Genomic DNA, 17257 nt, shown 5'->3' with positions numbered 1-17257 from the left:
TACAAGAATTATCTCAGGGAGCCGCTTAGTGCTGTCATGATCTCAAACTGTTGTACTAATCGACTATTATTTCTTCTTATTCAGGGTGTTTTTATAGCAACATTGACTACAAGAGCAACACACCATAGACAGCAAATACTCTTGAAAATGTAACCAAGTATGACCATTATAGTGCTTGTAAATACAATAATAGTGGTAGATAGAATCTGATATACCAACACTATATTACTTAAGGAACATCTATGATTTTTTCATCATCGAATAAAAATTCTAATAACACAAAACGTAGTAAGTCAAAATTTTTGACCGCCTTAACCTCAGGCGCCAGTATTGCTGCTATCGGAGCATTAAGTATGACTGCACCTACCGTCGCCAGTGCAAAGACCATCCAAGCATCAAGCGCTAACTATAGCTTTACGGTCGAAGACAAATATAAAGGCACCGCTACTCGCACATTAAGTAAGTCAGGTGATACTTGGAAATACAATGTCAATGCACGAGTTGCAGGTGTCGCTAGCGCCTCGCAAAATAGTACCTTTACCATCAATGGTAATAACGTCACGCCAACTCAAGCCAGCACGACTTATAAACTCTTGGGCGTTGGTCGCACACACAAACTAGATTTTAATCCAAGTAGCAAAAAAGTCGTGAGTAACTATCGAGGCAAATCAACGACAATGAACATGTCGCAACAAGCCTTTGATGACTTGAGCCTCGAAGTACAGATTCGTCAGGATTTATTGAATGGTAAGTTCTCTGGTAATTACTACATGGCGAAAAAAGATAAAATCGAAAAGACCCCATTTAAGAAATCTGGCAACACCAAAATAACCGTACCAGCAGGCACCTTTGATACGGTACGTGTCGACCGTGTCCATGATGACGATAGCCGCTCTACTAGCTTTTGGTTAGCACCAAGCTTAGACTACCTACCAGTTAAAGTAAGTCAGATTAATGATGGTAAAAAAATGGATTTAGAATTGACCAAGGTTAATTAAACCGTTTGTTAAACTGCTGAAAGAATATTAAAAAAAGCGGCGCTCTAATGTAGAGCGCCGCTTTTTTTTAGTTTTATACTGATAACTGATAAACATTACTTGTTAAGCATGAGGCAAGTTAAGCATTAAACAAACTGGATTATTGACGGGGTTTCTTGACGACATTGTTCATTGAAGGCAGACGTTTCAGTAAAATAAACAACCAAACATTGATAAGCAGCAATAGTAAAAAATCCAGTAGATAGACAACTATCTCTGCCCAACTACTGCCATAAACTCGTGTAAACAACACCACGCCACTCGCACCTAGATATACAAGTATAAACATACTGCTTATTAACAATGCATAAGGCGAGCGTCCACGTAGTATCGATGGTGTCAGGATAAAGGCTGGTACCAACCATAGCATTTGCCATGCGACACCGCCGACGATATCAGGACTACTTGGATTGAATACATTAATAAAGATAGGCAGTCCAAGCAATCTATAGACAAGCCAAATCAACCACGTAACCAGCAAACGCTGACGGATAGGCGCAATAGGTTTATTCACTTTGGCAAGCTTACCAGTTTTCTTTACTGGTGGTGTAGCATTCATCTCACTATCGGAGCGGTTTGTAGCCATTAGATATATTTACTTCCTCATTAATAGCGTTAATAACGCTGTCGCATTTTAGGCTCAATGATTATTGTAGGCTCAACGATACAAAGGCCGCTTAGCGACTCCAGTTAGCTTGAGCCAATGCTATAGCACTGATAGCCAAACGACGACCTTGGGCAATACCTAGCTCACGCTCATCAGATGAGATAGGCTGATCATGTAATGCCCCACTGACATGGCTAGCACCATAAGGTGAGCCGCCACGTTGGGTGCGATTGAGTGCAGGCTCCGCATAAGGCACGCCAACGATAATCATACCGTGATGCATCAATGGCAACATCATCGTCAGCAATGTCGTCTCTTGACCACCATGCATCGAACCCGTTGCTGTAAATACGGAAGCAGGTTTGTTTTGCAAATTACCTGCCAGCCATAGTGTCACCGTACTGTCCCAAAAGTATTTCATGGGAGCCGCCATATTGCCAAAGTGCGTTGGGCTGCCGAGCGCCAGACCGCTGCAGTTTTTGAGATCTTCCATGGTGCAATACAGATCGCCCTCATCAGGTATCGCAGGCTTGCTCGATGTCGTCTCAGGAGCAACCGTTGGTACCGTACGAATACGCGCCGTCAAGCCAGCGTCTTCGATGCCTTGCGCGATAGCGTATGCCAATGTCTTGGTTGTACCATGATTAGAATAATAGAGTACCAATACATAAGGGGCAGTCTGACTCATTAGCAACACTTCCTTAAATCATTCACGTGGTTAATTATATTGTCAGTTCAATATAACTTGAATACAAGGAAGCCGAGTGAAAGCACTACAAGTAGTAGAGTAGACTAAGCACCACTAACACCGTATTCAATTTATAGAGGATTGAGTATAGCAATATGTAGCCAACAGCTGACACTATCAATATATCTGCACATTATGCCCGAGTCATTCACTGACATGCAAACAACCTCGTTGCGCATTGTCGTGAGAACACTCTATCGCGTTTACCAATGTGCATTTTGACACAATTAAAGGGCAGATGATAACCGTCTATATTTGTTACACTATTGTCACTCTAATACCTGCTAGATGGTCGCCATGGAAAAATTATCAAAGAAACTCCCGTTTTTACACCAGCGCTGGTTTCAGTTTTTACGATTTTTGGTTCGGCATTTCTTTGAAGATAATTGCCAGCAAAAATCCGCCTCGCTGACCTACACGACTATGCTATCAATTGTGCCTATGCTGACCGTACTTTTGATGATTTTGTCTTCCGTACCAGCACTATCATCGGTTAGAGCACAAATATATGAAGTCATTTATAACAACTTACTACCGCAATCTAGCATGCAGGTTAGTGAGTACATCAACAACTTCGCTGAAAAATCATCCAACCTGACCATTATTGGTGCCATGGTACTGTTTTTTACAACGATTATGACATTGACGACCATTGAGCGTGCTTTTAACCAAATATGGCGGGTAGAAAACCGGTCTGGCGGTATTAAAAGCATGCTGCGCTACTGGACCATGGTTACTTTAGGGCCATTAGTATTGGGCACGGCTTTTATCGCCTCAAGTGCGATACAAAGCATGAGTTTTTTAAATCGGCAAGTCGCTGGTTACGGTATTGATTGGTCTATCTGGATACAAGCCGTCACGATTGGCATCACGGTCTCAGGCTTCATCGGTATGTACTGGTTCATTCCAAAAGCACGCGTGCCGGCAAAAAATGCAGCCATCGCTGGCGTGTTTGTGGCGGTCGTTTTTGAGCTAATGAAGCACCTATTTGGTACCGTGATGGCAAACTTTACCAGCTATGAAGCTATTTATGGAGCCTTTGCAGCATTACCAATATTTTTGCTATGGATTTATTTATCATGGAATTTGATTCTATTAGGCGTTGAAATTAGCTATACCCTGACCATTTTTGGGACCGAAGAAGTGGAGCCACGCCATCCATTACTGAGCTTGCTAGATATGCTTAACTTAGTATATACGCACCATTTAAAAGGTGAGGCCGTCAGCGAACAAGCGCTTCGTAACATGCTAGGACGCAAAGAGCTGCCGAAATGGTATACCTATATTAACTATTTACAAGACAGCAACCTCATCACCATGACCGATGATGACGACTATGTACTCAAAAGAGATTTGAGCAAAATGACGTTATGGGATTTTTATCGCACCCTACCTTACCCATTGCCCATCAAAGATGAGTTCAATGAAGTAAGAATAGAAGACCAAACATCCTGGATTAGGCTACTGATAGAGCGTTTTGAGCATACCGAAGCTTATGCCAAACAACAACTAAATCTACCATTAAGCGCTATATTTACCAATACTGAGCCACGTAAAAAAGCCACGTCTGATAAAAATGGTAACGATAAAAATAATGATGCCCATTTATTTAGAAGAACCTCGGCGCCAACGATGGAAGCATTGGCAAATGATGACTCACACAAAAAAGAAACACCGCACTTTGAGCCCATGTCTTATGACAAAGACAGCAATATAGAGTTTGATGATCATAATAATGAAATTCTTATCCCTCAAGATATGATCGATGATAAGGAACAAACTCAGGCCTATAGTAAGGGCGATATCATTACTGAAGCGGATAATCCCAAAGTAAATTAACCAAGATAGAAAATACTAAGGTGATACTGCTAACATGATAGTTCTAAGACAACAGTCAAAGCCCTATCTGAAAGTTATAAAGACCCATAACGCTGTAACTTAATATGATGATTTTTGGATACCTCAAAGCTGATGATAGTGAATAAAGATGATAAAAACAGCTTATGGATACGTACACTTGATATAAGCCAAAACAAGTTAAAACAGTTTGCCCAGTTATGGTCGTTGCAGACTCTAACTGATCTGCCCGATCGCCTGCGAAACTTGTGGCAACAGCTGATTGGCTCTTACTGGTTTATCCCAACGGCTTGCGTCATCGTCGGTATATTACTGGCACCTTTATTAGTAACGATTGACCAGCACTTTGACCGTGCCACTGTCAGAGAGATTACCTTTGCCTTTACAGGTGACGATGATGCCGCACGCGCTATTATGACCGCGATAGCAGGGGCTGTCTTAGGGGTCGCGGGCACGACCTTTTCAATTACGATTGCCGTACTGTCAATGGCCTCCTCACAATTTGGCCCACGATTGTTACGCAATTTTTTGACAGACACACCCAATCAACTGGTACTGGGCGCGTTTATTGGTACCTTTAGCTATAGCCTGCTGGTATTAAAGTCTATCCATAAATACGACGTCGCTTTTGGTGTACCCCAGCTGGCTGTTACCTTTGCCATTATTATGGCCATTGTCTGTGCGCTGCTGCTCGTGTACTTCGTACAGCATATGGTACATGCAATCCAAGCTTCACATGTCATTCAGAATGCGAGTAACGATGCCATTCATAATATTCGCTATTGGTATGGCAGTCATTGTGATATCCAACATCAGCGTGATATTGAGCATCATGATGTCGAACAGTTTCACAAATGGTCATCAATGCCCATCTATCCGCCACGCTCAGGTTATATCCAACAGATTTACCTTGAGTCACTTATTACTCTGACACAAGATTATGGTGGCGTGATACAGGTGCATGTCAATCTGGGCGAATATGTGACTGATAGAAACGTCATTGGTTATTTTTACCAGCGTCCAACTGAGCACCCAAACAACCGAAAGAAAACATCAACACCGCAGTTGGCCGTTGTACCACGCACACCTGATGGTGTTTTTTGGCAACGCTTCGCAAACTGTATCCGTATCGAACAGCGGTTGGTGCACTCTAATGATATTGCTTATAGCTTAGGACAAATGACTGAAATCGCTGTGCGTGCATTGTCTCCTGGTATCAATGACCCAAAAACAGCGGTCAACTGTGTGCAGTCACTGACGAGCTGCTTGAGTATTATGATGCGCTGTCAACCACCCAGCCCCTATCACTTTTATACACCAGCACCAAATGATGATGCATCAAACACCGAAGTTAAGCAGCAACGACTGGCTATATTAGCCGTGGTCACTCATACGCCAAAAATTTCTGACTTTATTAATACATCACTTGGCGAAATACGTCGCTATGCAGCCGCTGATTTGATGGTACTAAAAGCACTATGTCAGGCAATCGTCAATCTCAATTATGCGCGAGTCAATAGCGCACAGCAGCAGACACTATTGCATGAACTAACATTAATTGAACGCGCAGGTGAGGAAAACCTAAACTATCAAGAGTTGACTGATGATTTAATCGCTATGTCCAAGCAAGCCAAGCAGTTTATTCTTAGCAATGATGCTCAGCATCGATATTTTGACTACGTGAGTGAATTTGACGCTCATATCCGTGAAGCTTTACAATCAAGATAATCGTATTACAACCTATAAACTTGATATCCATCGCTAGTGTCAAAGCGAGAATATAACTACAATCCAAACCATATAATTCTTATCAGCACTCAGCTTAAGAATATTTTTCATCATTATTTGAGACTTTTTTCATGGCCCCCACAAGCAGCCTGACCGTACTTGAAATCAGCGCGATATTTTTATCTATCACGGCCTTACTGACCTACATTAATCATCGCTTTATTGGTCTGCCGACGACGATTGGCGTGATGGTCATCTCTATCTTATTGTCTATTGCCGCCATATTTTTAGGATTTTTGGGCTTTGATCAGCTTATTGATTACGAAGTGAGCTTATTAGCACAGCTCGATTTTACCGAAGTGTTATTAGATGGCATGCTCTCTATGCTTTTATTCGCAGGGGCTTTACATGTCAATATTAGCGATTTAAGACGCTATAAACTTCCCATTGGTATTCTTGCCTGTATTGGCACTATCGTATCGGCGATGCTTATTGCCACTGCCCTGTACTTTATGTTGCCGCTGCTCGGTTTTGGCTTGCCATTTCTGTGGTGCCTATTATTTGGTGCATTAATATCACCGACTGACCCCATTGCGGTGATGGGTATTCTTTCTTCAGCAGGCGCCCCAAAGAGCATCGAAACGGTCATTGCCGGCGAGTCATTATTTAATGATGGTATCGGCGTAGTTATCTTTGTGCTGCTACTTGGTATTTTATCGAGCGGCGACATTCCGACAGCCAATTATGTGGCGCATACCTTGGCCGTTGAAGCAGGTGGCGGCATTGTCTTTGGTTTGGTACTCGGGGCGATTTTATATTACATGCTCAAAAGCATCGACAGCTACCAAGAAGAAGTGTTGTTAACGCTTGCAGGTGTAATAGGTGGTTATGCGTTGGCCAGTCATTGGCATTTATCAGGACCACTCGCGATGGTAATGATGGGGCTGATGGTTGGTAATCGCGGGCGAGCATTAGCAATGAGCGACAAGACTCGTCATTACATTGATTTATTTTGGGAACTAATCGATGAAATTTTAAACGCCATTTTATTCGTGCTGATTGGTCTAGAAGTCGTCATGATTGCCTATTCAAGCAATCTGTTTATCGCCGCTGGGTTGACGATTGTAATCGCCCTGCTTGCTCGATTTATTGTCGTGGGTATGACCACTAAGACCTTGAGTCGCCAGCTTGATTTACCGACTGGCGCATGGAAAGTACTGACATGGGGTGGATTGCGTGGTGGTATCTCCGTTGCTCTGGTATTGCAACTACCTATGGGCACTGAGCGTGATATCTTATTGGCACTCACTTATGCTGTCGTCATATTCTCTATATTGGTACAAGGCTTGAGCGTTGGCAAGGTGGCGAAAAGCATTCGTACGGATGCCGCAGAAACATAAACGGTAAATGTATTCAGTAATACAAAGGCCAGCATAAGAAGATGTCTTATGCTGGCCTTTTTTATACCTATATATCTTGTCGTACGCTTTTATATCAGACCTTTTCGTTTCATATTACGGTAAACCACAATGACGATGAGAATATTTAAGATCAATATGCTCAGTTTAAACCAGTCAAATGGGCGGACTATTAAGTAGTAAACCTCAATAGGAATAAATATTCCATAGCCAAGCACACCAAACCAATAAGCCCATGTTCTGTCTTGCCATAGGCCATATGCTTCAAGAAAGCGCAGACTGGCATAGGCAAAAATCAATAATAAAAACAATGGCCAGTTCTTGCTAGCTTGCTGAGCAATTCGTATCACACTGTCAAACTGCGGAGCAAACAATTGACCAAAGCTCTGTTGCCAAGAGACTGTTGCCGTCGTCAGCCAACGCGCAAGATTGCTATGCCATGACCATAACGCAACAGCACCGAGCAATGCACCCAACCCTTTTACCATCTCATAGATTGCCACTGCTTTGATAGATTCACTAGAAGTGCTTCGTGGCTTTTGTTTCCGGCCAATTAAGGCCGTAGCATTATCTTTTGCAGATGGTGGCGGACTGTCATTCTGTCGGGGCAAATTAGCCAAAGAATGTCTCCACAACGCGACCTTGCAACTGCTGGTTAAAAAACGGTGTGTTTTTACCGTTTGATAGCATAGATTGCGCTGTCACCTGCCACTCTAGATTAGGATCGACCAATACCGCACCGCCGATGCTTTCATACTGCTCACCAATACCAGCGATTTTTGCAGGATTAAGGCAGATTTTATCGACGAGTTGCTCTAAAGTTAACACGTCATCATGTACTAGCTGACATGCTAGCGCCATAAAGGTATCGAAGTTTGAAATACCTGGGGTACTCTCAGCAAACGGCGCTTTTTTGGCCGTACTGTTTAGCGGTTCATGATGGCTACAAATCGCATCAATCGTACCGTCTTTCAATCCACGACGAATAGCCTGTTGATCAGTATTACTACGCAGTGGCGGTAACACATAGGCTTGGGCATTAAAGCCTTCTAAGTTATCATCGGTTAAGTACAGTTGATGCATCGCTACATCACAAGTCACTGGCAGACCTTTATCTTTTGCCCAGCGCATCAGCTCAATTGACGACTTGCAAGACAACTGGCTGAAGTGAGCCGCGATACCTGTTTCTTCGACCATTAGTAGCTGAGTAGATAAAGCTACCGTCTCAGCAATCCATGGTATGCCTTGCAGCCCATGATAAGAAGCAATATAACCTTCATGCGCTACCCCATCTCCAGACAGACTTGGCTCATCAGGATAAAAGAATACTTTCATACCAAAAGTTGCTGCGTACTCTAATGTACGCAATAAGACCAAATCGTTGCGAAAAGGTCTACGAGCGTTAGATACTGCAATACAGCCACCTTTTTTCAATCCCGCAATGTTTGAAGGACGCTCTCCTTCTAGTCCAGCCGTCAACGCACCCAATACATGTAAGTAGATACCACCATCATCAAGCGCGCGCTCACGCAACCCTTTGAGCAGTGAGCCATTTTCTAGAATAGGATTGGTATCAGGTGGAATCACCACATGCAAAAAACCATTGCCACGAGCAGCGAGTCCTTCTGACTCCAACGTACCATGCTGCTGTTGGCCTGGTTCACGTAGGCGTGCGCATAAGTCAACCAATGGTGGTAGCAGCCACATTTCATGTCCAGCTTCAAGCGAGGCCAGTTTCTCTGTTACTGCGGTTGGCAATGTATTTTTAATGGCTTTAGGAAGATGGTCAAATATCGGTGCATCAGTGTTTATCGTATTAGACATGAGCGTTATTACCGTATCAATAAATGAAATAATGAAGAATAAAACAGCGTGGCGACAGGTTAATTACCAGCCGCTTGATGAGCGCGTTGACCTTCCATCGCAAGAGAGAGTACAGCCATACGAATGGCAATACCGTTATTTACCTGCTTTAAAATGACAGATTGCGCGCCATCAGCCACGCTTGAAGCAATCTCAACACCGCGGTTCATCGGTCCTGGGTGCATAACCAATGCATCGGGCTTTGCAAGTGCCACGCGCTCTGGCGTAATACCATAGTGTTTGTAGTATTCACTCGATGACGCTAGCAATGGCGATCCGATACGCTCGTTTTGAATTCTTAGTCCCATAATGACATCGCAGTCGGTCACACACTCATTCATATTTTCATAAACACTCACACCGTAACGCTCAATGCCTTTAGGTAGTAGAGTGCGTGGCGCACAGACACGGATGTCTTTGACCCCTAGTGTTTGTAGCGCATTGATATCAGAACGTGCCACTCGTGAGTGCTTAATATCACCCACGATAGCCACTGATAACTCTTCAAAAGGACGAGGCGCTTCCCGATGAATGGTCAACATGTCGAGCATACCTTGGGTTGGATGTGCATGCCAGCCATCACCGCCATTGATAATGGCAATATTAGGCGTGACTTCCGTTGCCATAAAATGAGCAGCGCCTGATGCTGAATGACGCACCACAAAGATATCTGCTGTCATGGCTTGCAGATTCCACAGTGTATCGCGTAGACTTTCGCCCTTTTTAGCACTAGAGCGCTCGATATCGATATTCAATACATTGGCACCCAGGCGTTTTTCGGCCACCTCAAATGTCGTACGTGTACGCGTTGATGGCTCAAAAAACAAGTTCATCACCGTATAGCCTTCAAGCTCAGGCCGATTGATTAATTGTCCATTGTTATCAAAGAACGTTTCTGCTTTTGCGATAATCGCCTGTAATTGCTGTTTATTAAGGCCTTCTACACCCAAAAAGTGACGGATACTACCATCGGTATTAAGCTGTGGACGACTCAATGATGTGTTGAGCCTTTGATGAATGGTACTGGGATCGAATTTTGCGTAGTCAGTCGGCGAGATCGTATGTAGTGAGCTGCTATCGAGAGAATTTGACATAATGGCAAGTCTTCATTGTGGGTTGGTATGTGTCTATATTAATCATTTATTCATCTTTGTTCGAGCATTTATCGTAGATATACATAGATACAGGGACATTTTGGCGCTTATTTGATACAATTTACCCTAATGACACCAGTCCTATAAACACACTCAGCCACCTGCTAGGCAATGTTGGCGTAGCGACTGCGCAATATCAGTGTAGCGATCATGAGCGAAAACAAGCTTACCAAAGATATCAACGAATAATAATACATATAGTGTAGCTGATTTTACGGTCAGGACAAAGACGCGGTCTCGCTATTTAAAGATTTGCCTCTCTAGAATGCGCTTATCACTGCTTATTCTTTTACTCTCAACACCATTTATCAATATCACTTATCAATACCATCTATTAGGAAGCTTTATGACGACTCTAACCAGTTATCTAGACCAACATTCAACCAGCACTGAACTGAATGACGTGATTACTACTGTTACTAACGTGGGCAAAACCATTTCACAGCTACTTAGAAAGGGGGCTTTAGCCGACATCCTAGGCGAAGCTGGTAATCAAAATGTACAAGGTGAAGATCAGAAAAAATTAGACGTACTGGCTAATGACTTATTGTTAGATGCGTTGGCAAAAAACACGCATTGTGCAGGTGTTGCGTCAGAAGAATTAGACAATGCCACCCCTGCCAACGCTGATGGCAGTCTACTGGTATTGTTTGATCCACTAGATGGGTCATCAAACATCGATATCAATATGGCCGTCGGTACTATTTTTTCTATTTTACCGTACCAACGCCAAGGTCAAACAAGCGAAAACAGTGACTTCTTGCAAGCAGGTAATCAACAGTTGGCAGCAGGTTATTTGTTATATGGTACCTCTACCGTACTCGCTCTAACCATAACTGAAAATGTTGTGATGTTCAGCCTAGATCCAGATACGGGTGATTATGTACTCATAGAAGACAATGTGCAAATTGACGCTGATACCAGTGAATATGCTATCAACAGCTCAAACTATCGCTACTGGCGCGCACCGATGCAACAATATATCGACGAGCTGATTGCTGGCGAAGCCGGTGTGCGTGGTCGCGATTTTAATACACGTTGGGTCGCTGCCATGGTTGGTGATGTGCATCGTATCCTATGCCGCGGCGGTCTATTTACCTATCCGTTTGATACCAAATATGCTCACAAAGCGGGCAAGTTACGCTTGATGTATGAAGCCAACCCAATGAGCTTATTGATTGAGCGTGCTGGCGGTGGGGCTACGGATGCTGTTAACCGTATCTTAGATATCGAACCGACTGACATTCATCAACGTGTTCCTGTCGTACTGGGTAGCAAAAATGAAGTCGATTATGTTAAAGACTTGCACGTAAATTATTCTGAAAAATAATTGATTTGAGTACATATTAAAGACAATCAGTAGAATGCTAAATCAATCATAAGCATTCTGCTGGCTGTTCAAACGATTCCTTCAGTCTATTCTAAGCGATCCACTATGGTAACAAATCCCACCGAGCTGATTACTTCAGATAAAAATACAACGGTCAAGTTGGTGAAAGCCCTGTTGACACAGTCTCGCCAGCGTAACAAGCATGGACAGACGGTCATTGAAGGCATACATCTCATCGATGCTGCCCTACGTAGTGACTATCCGTTCGCCCAAATGTTACTAGCAGAGTCAGCACACAATAATCCTGAGGTTCAGCAAGTATTGTCTCGCTTGCCAACCTATACACCTATTATGACGCTTTCAGATTCGCTCTATGAGAGCATTCGAAGTTTAGGTACAGGCATCGATATTATGGCGGTTATTAAAGTGCCAATGCCGGGGCTATCGATGATCAATGAAGACTGCCTAATTCTCAATGACGTACAAGATAGCGGTAATGTTGGTACGTTACTACGTACGGCAGCAGCAGTCGGTATTAATAATATTCTATGCACCAACGCGACTGCGCAAGCTTGGTCTCCAAAGACGCTACGAGCAGGTATGGGTGCACAGTTTGCACTCACTATTTATGAGGGTTTGAGCACACAAGATATCTTGGATTATGTACAAGTGCCACTCTTAGCCACCAGCTCACATACCGACACTTTAATTTATGATCACAATCTAACCACTCCAACGGCTTGGATTATGGGTCATGAAGGCCAAGGTGTCAGCGATGAGTTAATGCAATGTGCCACGCCTATAGCCTTACCACAGCCGAACGGTCAAGAAAGTCTAAACGTAGCGATTGCAGGCTCATTATGTCTATATGAGACTTTGCGTCAAAGAAATTACGCTTAGCTTTGGTTTATAACTGCAAACAAAAATCTTTCTATAAAGCATAAAAAACCCACTATCATTTAATAGTGGGTTTTTTATTACTGACTATAATCATATGTCCAAGAAATCTAAAACGGATACAAGGCAGCCGACTGCAGATTGTACAAGTCGTACATCTAAGGAGGGTGACGCCGTAGCCGTTTAGTAGTTCTGTGACTATATATTAAACCTTGCTAGTTAACTCAGGTAGCGCTTCAAACAAATCCGCTTCTAGGAAGTAATCAGCAACACTAGCGATAGGTGCTTCTGGGTCATTGTTGATAGCAACGATAACTTTAGAATCTTTCATACCTGCTAGATGCTGAATCGCGCCTGAAATACCTGCGGCGATATATAAGTCTGGTGCAACAATTTTACCTGTTTGACCAACTTGCATATCGTTTGGTACATAGCCTGCATCTACTGCAGCACGTGATGCACCAACAGCAGCGCCCAATTTGTCAGCCAATGGTTCGATATATTTAGTGAAGTTTTCACCGTTTGCTAACGCACGACCACCAGATACAACGATACTTGCTGACGTTAACTCTGGACGATCAGACTTAGCCATCTCTTCATTAACGAAGCTTGCTTTACCAGTCTCTTGTACATTGTCGATAGTCTCAACAGCGGCTGATCCACCTTCACTCGCTACTGGATCAAATGCAGTAGTACGTACAGTCAACACTACTTTATCTTCTGAAGTTTTAACCGTTGCCGTCGCGTTACCTGCATAGATAGGACGTTCAAACGTTTGAGCATCTACTACCGCAGAAATCTCTGACAACATACTAACGTCAAGTAATGCTGCAACACGTGGCATAAAGTTCTTACCAGTCGTTGTCGCTGGTGCGATGATATGACTATAATCTTTAGCAACATCAGCAACCAATAACGCAACGTTACCCGCTAGTTGATGCTCATAAGCTGCATTGTCTGCTAATAGTACTTTAGAAACGCCTTCAGCTTTAGCAGCTTCATCAGCAACTGCTTGTGCACCACTACCAGCGACCAATACATGGATATCATCGCCCATTTGCTTAGCAGCAGCGATAGTATTCAAAGTTGCCTTTTTTAGACTGGCATTGTCATGTTCTGCATATACCAAAATTGCCATGGTTCTAATCCTTTATTTATTCGTATCGTCTATTCATGTCATGAAGTTGTCTGTGTACAAAGTTACTGAGGTGGCAAATACTGAATCAGCCAAAGCAAACGTGTAACTTTGTACATGATATGCCGTAGCGAAGTCTTAGATTACTTTAGCTTCGTTCTTTAGCTTATCAACCAACTCATCCACTGAACCTACTGTAATACCAGCTTTGCGTTCAGCAGGTGGCACAACTTTAATAATCTCTTGCTTAGATGCCATATCAACACCGAAATCAGCTGGTGTCTTTTCATCAAGCGGTTTTTTCTTCGCTTTCATGATGTTAGGCAGTTTTGCATAACGTGGCTCATTCAAACGCAAATCAGTCGTGATGACTGCTGGCAAATCAAGCGCAACTGTTTGTAAGCCGCCATCGATTTCACGAGTTACGTTTACTTTATCGCCTTCAACTTTTACTTCTGATGCAAACGTACCCTGACCGATACCCATCAATGCTGCTAGCATCTGACCAGTTTGGTTGTTGTCATCATCAATCGCTTGCTTACCCAATAAGATAATATCTGTAGCTTCAGACTCAGCGATACTTTTTAGTATCTTAGCGATTTGTAGTGGATATGGCTTCTCGTCAGTCAAAACTAACACACCACGATCAGCACCCAATGCTAGAGCGGCACGAATCTGCTCTTGCGATTCTTTTGGGCCAATTGATGCAACAATAATTTCATCAATCACACCAGCTTCTTTTAGACGAACGGCTTCTTCTACTGCGATTTCATCAAAAGGGTTGATTGACATTTTGGTGTTTGATAGATCAACGCCAGAGTTATCGGCTTTTACACGAACTTTTACGTTATAATCAATGACACGCTTGACCGCTACTAATGCTTTCATACGTTCCTCGTTTATTAATGTTATGAATTAAAAATTATCAATTAAGAACCAAAGGTTCATTGTTGTTCAAATTGTCGTTCAAAATACTGCTTGAGGTTATTACTATATCAACAGAGTATTGTTCACTAAAAAGATGAGCCAATATCTAACAGCATATTAGCATTGTATTCCTTACTAATGAAACCTGCTAAAGCTAAGCCAACCGTTATTATCAGACCTATGTATCTTGCGTCAGCATGCCGATAAGGTCAAGACAACGCCGTGAATAACGCGTCATAAATTTGTCAACATTCTATAATAAATAGTCTATAAGCACATTTTTCTATATTAACAGTATTAAATGCTCTACCTTTATAGCACTCTCATTGCTATGTTTATTTAATATTTTGTTATTATTTATCTCTTTAAATTAATAAGTAAAAATACTAGGGCCTGTCTTTAATTCATTTTACAATGAACGATAGTACACGCCAGATAGAGCATTGACTTAAAATTACGAGCCAACTTCTCATATCTAGTAGCGATACTACGAAAGTGCTTGAGTCTTGCAAACATATTTTCAACAAGATGACGCAGTTTGTACAAATAGCTATCAAACTCTGGATTAGGCTGTTTGGCGTTTTTTCTTTTGGGAATGATGGGTATCATATCGTGACTTTGAGCTTTATCCCTGATCGCTTGTGAGTCATAGCCTTTATCAGCGATGAAGTAATCAGCTTGTCCAATCATTTCAATCAATTCACCTGCAACTTGACTGTCGTGGACTTCACCCCCAGTGATTTTAAAATTGAGCGGATATCCATCGGCATCACAGGATAAGTGTATTTTTGTAGTTGCGCCGCCACGACTTTGTCCAATTGCTCTATCTTCACCAAGCCTAGCTCCACTTGCATGCTGATGACAGCGAACATAGCTTCCGTCTGTGAATACCCATTCCGTATCAATTTCTTTTCGTAAGCTAAAAAAAAATTTGCCCATAAGCCAGTTTTCGACCAGCGGTTGAAACGACTATAGGCTGTTTTCCACGAACATAATTCTTCAGGTATGTCACGCCAAGGCGCGCCTGTACGGAGTTTCCACAGTATGGCTTCCATAATCTCTCGGCTGTTTTGAGTTTGATAGCAGCCGTACTTTATCATCGTCGATTGCAATTGATCCCAAAGCGTATCTGTTAATGCTTTTCTTGCCATAGCTTGTATTTCTCGCATCGACTCAATAGATGCGGTATTGTAACTATTATTTATGGCTTATCCAATTGAAGACACGCCCTAGTAGTTCAAAAACTATAATATCTTATTTTTTAATAGAGCCAAGCAACAGTTCACTATCACGTATATCATCAAATAAAGCATGATCAGGTTCTACATCATTACTTTTAATAACACTCATATCCCCTGTTGTTTCCATAATAACGGCAAATACCTCAGTTCTAGCCTTGATACCATTCTTGCGCAGAACTTCTTGAACATCGCTGGTACTGAGCTTGGCTTCTTTCAAATTATCTTCTAGATACTCACCATGTGCCATCAGGATAATGGCTTGATTGTCTATCAATGACTTTAATGGTTTTATTTTTCGCCTAACAACTGATATAACACCCTGAATCAAGAATAATATCGCGACAGCAAATAATCCTTGCAGTAAAGAAGGTTCATCTGACAATACAGTCGACGCCAATATACTACCAATACCAACGGTCATCGCAAAATCATGGCTCGATAACTTGGAAAAGCTGCGCAGCCCCATCAATCGAGTAAATAACATTAATCCTGCATAAAAACCGATTGCAGATAAAGAAATCCCAAGTACTTGTTGCCAGTCTATTGAAAACCAATTCTCCCACTTCATGATACAACCTCATTTATTGTGTTTTTATTGAGTCAGTGTTGATTATTACCTGATGATGTTAGCCAATAAAATCAATAGTACCTGATATTAATAACACCTTGTCATACCAAAAAAATCCCATAAAAAAAGCAACCTGATAAGAGGTTGCTTTTTTTTAAAGTTGAAACAGTATTTTTATTGTTTTAACAAACAAAGTAATCAATGCATATTGATAATTTCATTGCAATCAAGCTTACTAAAAATCAGTCTACTCAATCACTATAGAAATTAGATAGCTTCGATTTGCTCAGCTTGTGGGCCTTTTTTGCCATCACCTAAGATGAAAGACACTTTTTGGCCTTCAGCTAGGGTCTTGAAACCGCCACCTTGGATAGCGCTGTAGTGAGCGAATACGTCTTGTCCGCCATTGTCTTGAGCGATAAAACCAAAACCTTTAGCTTCATTAAACCACTTTACAGTGCCTTCAACTTTATCTGACATAAATTTTCCTAACTCTTTAACTGTTGGCGAGACGTGTGTCGTCACCGATTAATTGATATATACCCAAATATTTTTTTGCAGAATGCGGCAGTAAAATCCACTGAATCATCCTTGGATGACTTGAAGTTTTTACCTAAAATATTGTAAGTACAGCTTGATTATAGCAGCTTTTCATAATGACAACAGGTTAAATTGATGATTTTTGTAAATAATTAAAAGCAATTTTTTGAAGCTAACTCAAGCACTCATTAATCACATAACACCTTG

The 17257-nt window shown here is 42.1% G+C and carries 16 protein-coding genes; 6 read left to right on the top strand and 10 right to left on the bottom strand.

Going from position 1 to position 17257, the window contains the following annotated elements; translation table 11 throughout:
* The first annotated feature begins 242 nt into the window (after window positions 1–242).
* Window positions 243–998: a DUF3108 domain-containing protein gene (locus IPZ60_RS12510; protein WP_194198077.1), complete on the top strand. Its 756-nt coding sequence runs from the start codon at window positions 243–245 to the stop codon at window positions 996–998.
* Window positions 999–1137: 139 nt separating this feature from the next.
* Here IPZ60_RS12510 and IPZ60_RS12505 read toward each other — a convergent pair whose 3' ends face one another.
* Both IPZ60_RS12505 and wrbA read right to left on the bottom strand, forming a co-directional pair.
* Window positions 1138–1623, bottom strand: a complete 486-nt coding sequence (locus IPZ60_RS12505; protein WP_194198076.1) for a hypothetical protein — start codon at window positions 1621–1623, stop codon at window positions 1138–1140.
* A 91-nt stretch (window positions 1624–1714) separates the two neighbouring features.
* Window positions 1715–2332 (bottom strand): NAD(P)H:quinone oxidoreductase, encoded by a 618-nt coding sequence (wrbA, locus tag IPZ60_RS12500; protein ID WP_194198075.1) that lies wholly within the window; start codon window positions 2330–2332, stop codon window positions 1715–1717.
* Window positions 2333–2689: 357 nt separating this feature from the next.
* Here wrbA and IPZ60_RS12495 point away from each other — a divergent pair, with 357 nt between their 5' ends.
* The 3 genes from IPZ60_RS12495 to IPZ60_RS12485 all read left to right on the top strand — a co-directional run bounded on the left by IPZ60_RS12495 (window position 2690) and on the right by IPZ60_RS12485 (window position 7377).
* The gene (locus IPZ60_RS12495) at window positions 2690–4231 is read left to right on the top strand and encodes a YihY/virulence factor BrkB family protein (protein WP_194198074.1); all 1542 of its coding nucleotides are present in this window, start codon (window positions 2690–2692) and stop codon (window positions 4229–4231) included.
* A gap of 114 nt (window positions 4232–4345) precedes the next feature.
* Window positions 4346–5977, top strand: a complete 1632-nt coding sequence (locus tag IPZ60_RS12490; RefSeq protein WP_227669358.1) for a DUF2254 domain-containing protein — start codon at window positions 4346–4348, stop codon at window positions 5975–5977.
* 131 nt (window positions 5978–6108) lie between these two features.
* Entirely contained in the window at window positions 6109–7377 is a 1269-nt protein-coding gene (locus tag IPZ60_RS12485) for a sodium:proton antiporter (protein ID WP_194198073.1), read from the top strand.
* Between the two features lie 89 nt (window positions 7378–7466).
* Here IPZ60_RS12485 and IPZ60_RS12480 read toward each other — a convergent pair whose 3' ends face one another.
* The 3 genes from IPZ60_RS12480 to IPZ60_RS12470 form a co-directional block, all read right to left on the bottom strand.
* Window positions 7467–8015: a DUF2127 domain-containing protein gene (locus IPZ60_RS12480; protein WP_194198072.1), complete on the bottom strand. Its 549-nt coding sequence runs from the start codon at window positions 8013–8015 to the stop codon at window positions 7467–7469.
* Window positions 8008–9165 (bottom strand): dihydroorotase, encoded by a 1158-nt coding sequence (locus tag IPZ60_RS12475; protein WP_194198094.1) that lies wholly within the window; start codon window positions 9163–9165, stop codon window positions 8008–8010. The genes IPZ60_RS12480 and IPZ60_RS12475 overlap by 8 nt, the downstream gene beginning before the upstream one ends.
* Before the next feature lie 113 nt (window positions 9166–9278).
* Window positions 9279–10352: an aspartate carbamoyltransferase catalytic subunit gene (locus IPZ60_RS12470; protein WP_194198071.1), complete on the bottom strand. Its 1074-nt coding sequence runs from the start codon at window positions 10350–10352 to the stop codon at window positions 9279–9281.
* A 406-nt stretch (window positions 10353–10758) separates the two neighbouring features.
* Here IPZ60_RS12470 and IPZ60_RS12465 point away from each other — a divergent pair, with 406 nt between their 5' ends.
* Both IPZ60_RS12465 and IPZ60_RS12460 read left to right on the top strand, forming a co-directional pair.
* Complete coding sequence (locus IPZ60_RS12465) at window positions 10759–11742, top strand: class 1 fructose-bisphosphatase (protein WP_194198070.1); 984 nt, start codon at window positions 10759–10761, stop codon at window positions 11740–11742.
* A gap of 105 nt (window positions 11743–11847) precedes the next feature.
* Window positions 11848–12642, top strand: coding sequence for an RNA methyltransferase (locus IPZ60_RS12460; protein WP_194198069.1), 795 nt, complete (start codon window positions 11848–11850; stop codon window positions 12640–12642).
* A gap of 202 nt (window positions 12643–12844) precedes the next feature.
* On the opposite strand, the gene IPZ60_RS12455 is transcribed toward IPZ60_RS12460, so the two are convergent.
* The 5 genes from IPZ60_RS12455 to IPZ60_RS12435 form a co-directional block, all read right to left on the bottom strand.
* Window positions 12845–13777: an electron transfer flavoprotein subunit alpha/FixB family protein gene (locus tag IPZ60_RS12455; protein ID WP_194198068.1), complete on the bottom strand. Its 933-nt coding sequence runs from the start codon at window positions 13775–13777 to the stop codon at window positions 12845–12847.
* Between the two features lie 135 nt (window positions 13778–13912).
* A complete protein-coding gene (locus tag IPZ60_RS12450) occupies window positions 13913–14662 on the bottom strand; it encodes an electron transfer flavoprotein subunit beta/FixA family protein (protein ID WP_110923967.1) in 750 nt (249 codons plus the stop codon).
* A gap of 438 nt (window positions 14663–15100) precedes the next feature.
* Window positions 15101–15852 (bottom strand): IS5 family transposase gene (locus IPZ60_RS12445; protein ID WP_265087463.1). Its coding sequence is split into 2 segments (ribosomal slippage): window positions 15101–15645 and window positions 15645–15852, totalling 753 coding nucleotides; the frame shifts between segments, so codons are not numbered across the junction.
* Between the two features lie 103 nt (window positions 15853–15955).
* On the bottom strand, window positions 15956–16510 hold the full coding sequence (locus tag IPZ60_RS12440; RefSeq protein ID WP_194198066.1) for a DUF421 domain-containing protein: 555 nt from the start codon (window positions 16508–16510) through the stop codon (window positions 15956–15958).
* A gap of 267 nt (window positions 16511–16777) precedes the next feature.
* Window positions 16778–16990 carry a cold-shock protein gene (locus tag IPZ60_RS12435; RefSeq protein ID WP_010196799.1) on the bottom strand — a complete coding sequence of 71 codons (213 nt, stop codon included), beginning with the start codon at window positions 16988–16990 and terminating at the stop codon, window positions 16778–16780.
* Between the last annotated feature and the right edge of the window lie 267 nt (window positions 16991–17257).

Source organism: Psychrobacter sp. NG25 (assembly GCF_015234355.1).
GTDB lineage: Bacteria > Pseudomonadota > Gammaproteobacteria > Pseudomonadales > Moraxellaceae > Psychrobacter.
The sequence above is the reverse complement of the archived record's forward strand: the minus strand, read 5'-3'. Positions and strand labels throughout refer to the sequence as shown.

Excerpts from the sequence above, each read along its gene's own strand:
- IPZ60_RS12450 (WP_110923967.1), bottom strand. The coding sequence starts at position 14,662 with ATGAAAGCATTAGTAGCGGTCAAGCGTGTCATTGATTATAACGTAAAA.
- IPZ60_RS12505 (WP_194198076.1), bottom strand. The coding sequence starts at position 1,623 with ATGGCTACAAACCGCTCCGATAGTGAGATGAATGCTACACCACCAGTA.
- IPZ60_RS12495 (WP_194198074.1), top strand. The coding sequence starts at position 2,690 with ATGGAAAAATTATCAAAGAAACTCCCGTTTTTACACCAGCGCTGGTTT.
- IPZ60_RS12465 (WP_194198070.1), top strand. The coding sequence starts at position 10,759 with ATGACGACTCTAACCAGTTATCTAGACCAACATTCAACCAGCACTGAA.
- wrbA (WP_194198075.1), bottom strand. The coding sequence starts at position 2,332 with ATGAGTCAGACTGCCCCTTATGTATTGGTACTCTATTATTCTAATCAT.
- IPZ60_RS12460 (WP_194198069.1), top strand. The coding sequence starts at position 11,848 with ATGGTAACAAATCCCACCGAGCTGATTACTTCAGATAAAAATACAACG.
- IPZ60_RS12470 (WP_194198071.1), bottom strand. The coding sequence starts at position 10,352 with ATGTCAAATTCTCTCGATAGCAGCTCACTACATACGATCTCGCCGACT.
- IPZ60_RS12455 (WP_194198068.1), bottom strand. The coding sequence starts at position 13,777 with ATGGCAATTTTGGTATATGCAGAACATGACAATGCCAGTCTAAAAAAG.
- IPZ60_RS12435 (WP_010196799.1), bottom strand. The coding sequence starts at position 16,990 with ATGTCAGATAAAGTTGAAGGCACTGTAAAGTGGTTTAATGAAGCTAAA.
- IPZ60_RS12440 (WP_194198066.1), bottom strand. The coding sequence starts at position 16,510 with ATGAAGTGGGAGAATTGGTTTTCAATAGACTGGCAACAAGTACTTGGG.
- IPZ60_RS12485 (WP_194198073.1), top strand. The coding sequence starts at position 6,109 with ATGGCCCCCACAAGCAGCCTGACCGTACTTGAAATCAGCGCGATATTT.
- IPZ60_RS12510 (WP_194198077.1), top strand. The coding sequence starts at position 243 with ATGATTTTTTCATCATCGAATAAAAATTCTAATAACACAAAACGTAGT.